The sequence below is a fragment of the Curtobacterium sp. B8 genome (assembly GCF_000333315.1).
Lineage (GTDB): Bacteria > Actinomycetota > Actinomycetes > Actinomycetales > Microbacteriaceae > Curtobacterium > Curtobacterium luteum.
Genome location: NZ_BACW01000390.1, coordinates 1 through 2723, shown reverse-complemented (window position 1 = coordinate 2723; position 2723 = coordinate 1). Strand labels below are relative to the sequence as shown.

Sequence of the window (2723 nt, the reverse complement as noted above, 5' to 3'; positions counted from 1 at the left end):
CAGGCATGGGCGGCCGAGCTCGTGCGANCCGAGGACCTCACGATCGTGGGGCTCGACACCGGACACTGGCCGATGTTCACCGCGCCGCGGGAGCTCGGCGAGCTCATGGTGCAGGCGCTCGCGCCGAAGCCGATCGACGGGCCGTAGCGGCCCGGTGGGTGCGGCCCGCTCGGGCGGTCGCGACGCCCCGCTGTACGGACGCCGACCGGTCACGAACCGTCGCACTGTCGTCGGCGAAGCGACCGTTGTTGACCTGCCAGCATCCACGAGCGGGGTGTCGTGACCTCACGAGCGCCGCGCCCGCACGAGCGCCGCGCTGCCACGCGAGTGGAACCGGCCCGCCGGACCCGCACCGTGCCTCCCGGCCGACGCAGGCACGCACGCGCTCACCCGCCCGGCTTGCGACACGCCCGAGGCTCGCGTAGAGTCTTCCCTTGGTCCTCCGCGCCTGCGCGGAGAACAGCTCGTTACCAAGCCCTCCGACCGTCGCGAACGCCGCGGTCGCGCGGTGCCCACGGTCCCTTCGACAGGGGCTGCGGGACTGGGCGGTGCGCACAACCCCCTCGCTCGACCGGCCCCTCGTGGGCAGTGACAGCGCGTGTGCACCAGGCAAGTGACCTTGGGTGCGGTCGTCCGACCGCACGGTACTCAGGAGGAAACCATGGCAGCAGTGTGCCAGGTGACCGGCGCCACCCCCGGCTTCGGTCACAACATCTCGCACTCGCACCGCCGGACGAAGCGTCGCTTCGACCCGAACGTGCAGAAGAAGACGTACTACGTGCCCTCGCTTCGTCGTAACGTCACGCTCACGCTCAGCGCGAAGGGCATCAAGGTGATCGACGCACGCGGCATCGAGTCCGTCGTCAAGGATCTCCTCGCCCGTGGGGAGAAGATCTGATGGCGAAAAAGGGTCAGGACATCCGTCCGATCATCAAGCTCCGCTCCACGGCGGGCACCGGGTTCACCTACGTGACCAAGAAGAACCGTCGCAACAACCCGGACCGTCTCGTGCTCAAGAAGTACGACCCGGTGGTCCGCAAGCACGTCGACTTCCGTGAGGAGCGCTAAGCATGGCGAAGAAGAGCAAGATCGCGAAGAACAACCAGCGCGCCGAGGTCATCGCGCGCTACGCCGAGCGTCGTCTCGAGCTGAAGAAGGCCCTCGTGGACCCGAACGGCACCGACGAGTCGCGTGAGGCCGCCCGCGTCGGCCTGCAGAAGCTCCCGCGCGACGCGTCGCCGGTCCGCTACCGCAACCGCGACGCCATCGACGGTCGCCCCCGTGGCCACCTCGGTGAGTACGGCATCAGCCGTGTCCGTTTCCGCGACATGGCCCACCGTGGCGAGCTGCCGGGCATCACGAAGAGCTCCTGGTAAGCACACACCCCCGTCGGACGCCCCGTCACCTGCTGGTGGCGGGGCGTTCGCCGTGTCCGGGGTACATCGCTCGTCACATCGGCCACATCTGACCCGTTGAACCCGCGACAGGCCCGGAAATCCGGGCGAGTCGGACGGAAACGCCCCGGACGGCTGGTAGGTTCGACCCCGGTTCCACGGGCATCGCGCCTGATGGCCCGACACATACCGAAGAAGTCCGAGGAGGACATCCAATGGCTGACAAGTCCCTGAACCGTACCGAGCTCGTCGCTGCCGTCGCGCAGGAGTCCGGCCAGAGCCAGGCCACCGTGAACGGCGTCGTCGACGCTCTGTTCAGCGTCGTCTCGAGCTCGGTCGCCGACGGCACCAAGGTCACGATCCCCGGCTGGATCGCCTTCGAGAAGACCCACCGTGCCGCGCGCACCGGCCGCAACCCGCAGACGGGCGAGGCCATCGAGATCGCCGCGAGCGACTCGGTCAAGGTCAGCGCCGGCTCGAAGCTCAAGGCTGCTGTCAAGTAACACGGACCTGCTGGTGAGGGGGACGGCTGCGGCCGTCCCTTTCGCATGTCCGGGGACGGTCCCGCCGGTCCGTCCGTCCCGCGGCCGGTCCGTCCACACCGCCGGGAGGCCCGGATCGCCGTCCACAGGTCGGCCCGCCGGGTTCTGTGGCCGGGTGGGCACCGCCTAGGCTTGTCGGGTGAACCGGATCGCGCGCACCATCGGCCCCGCCGTGCTGCTGCTCGCCGCGTTCTTCTCGCTGCTCATCGCCCTCGTGGTCGGTGGGGGAGCGAACCCCGCGCTCATCGCCGACCCCGGTGCCGCGGTCCGCTTCGGGCTGCCCATCGCGCGCATGATCGTCGACCTGGCCGCAGCCGCCACCATCGGCGGCCTCGCGCTGGCCACGATCGGGTTCTCGCGGACGGCCCGGGAGTGGGACCGCGCGATCGACGTCGCCGCCGGGGCGGCCGGCGTCTGGACCGTGGCGAGCGTCGTCGCGACGTTCTTCACCTTCCTCAGCGTCGCCGGGTCGCAGGTGTCGCTCGACGAGCAGTTCGGGCAGTCGATGGGGGTCTTCCTCACCGGCACCGACCTCGGGCTCGCCTGGCTCGTCACCGTGCTCGTCGCCGCTGCGGTCACGGTGCTCTGCTTCGCCGTCCGGTCCCGGGGCATGGTCGCCCTGACCGCCGGGGTCTCGATGGTCGGCCTGATCCCGCTCGCGCAGCAGGGGCACGCCGCCGGCACCGCGAGCCACGACGCCGCGGTCACCGCACTCGGCCTCCACCTGGTCGGCGCCGCCGCTCTGGGTCGGCGGCCTCGTGATGCTCGCGCTCGTCCGCCCGGTGCT

General features: G+C 70.5%; 4 protein-coding genes and 1 pseudogene. All 5 read left to right on the top strand.

All coding sequences use genetic code 11. The annotated features are described in order from the left end of the window. Positions 1-661: 661 nt before the first annotated feature. Positions 662-898 carry a 50S ribosomal protein L28 gene (gene rpmB / locus I59_RS09985; protein ID WP_022903747.1) on the top strand — a complete coding sequence of 79 codons (237 nt, stop codon included), beginning with the start codon at positions 662-664 and terminating at the stop codon, positions 896-898. Continuing rightward, entirely contained in the window at positions 898-1068 is a 171-nt protein-coding gene (gene rpmG / locus I59_RS09980; protein WP_022903746.1) for a 50S ribosomal protein L33, read from the top strand. The genes rpmB and rpmG overlap by 1 nt, the downstream gene beginning before the upstream one ends. A 2-nt stretch (positions 1069-1070) precedes the next feature. Continuing rightward, on the top strand, positions 1071-1376 hold the full coding sequence (gene rpsN, locus I59_RS09975) for a 30S ribosomal protein S14 (protein ID WP_022903745.1): 306 nt from the start codon (positions 1071-1073) through the stop codon (positions 1374-1376). Positions 1377-1609: 233 nt separating this feature from the next. Then, positions 1610-1897: an HU family DNA-binding protein gene (locus I59_RS09970; RefSeq protein WP_022903744.1), complete on the top strand. Its 288-nt coding sequence runs from the start codon at positions 1610-1612 to the stop codon at positions 1895-1897. 178 nt (positions 1898-2075) lie between these two features. Continuing rightward, a pseudogene (locus I59_RS09965) lies at positions 2076-2723 on the top strand (copper transporter); the annotation flags it as partial.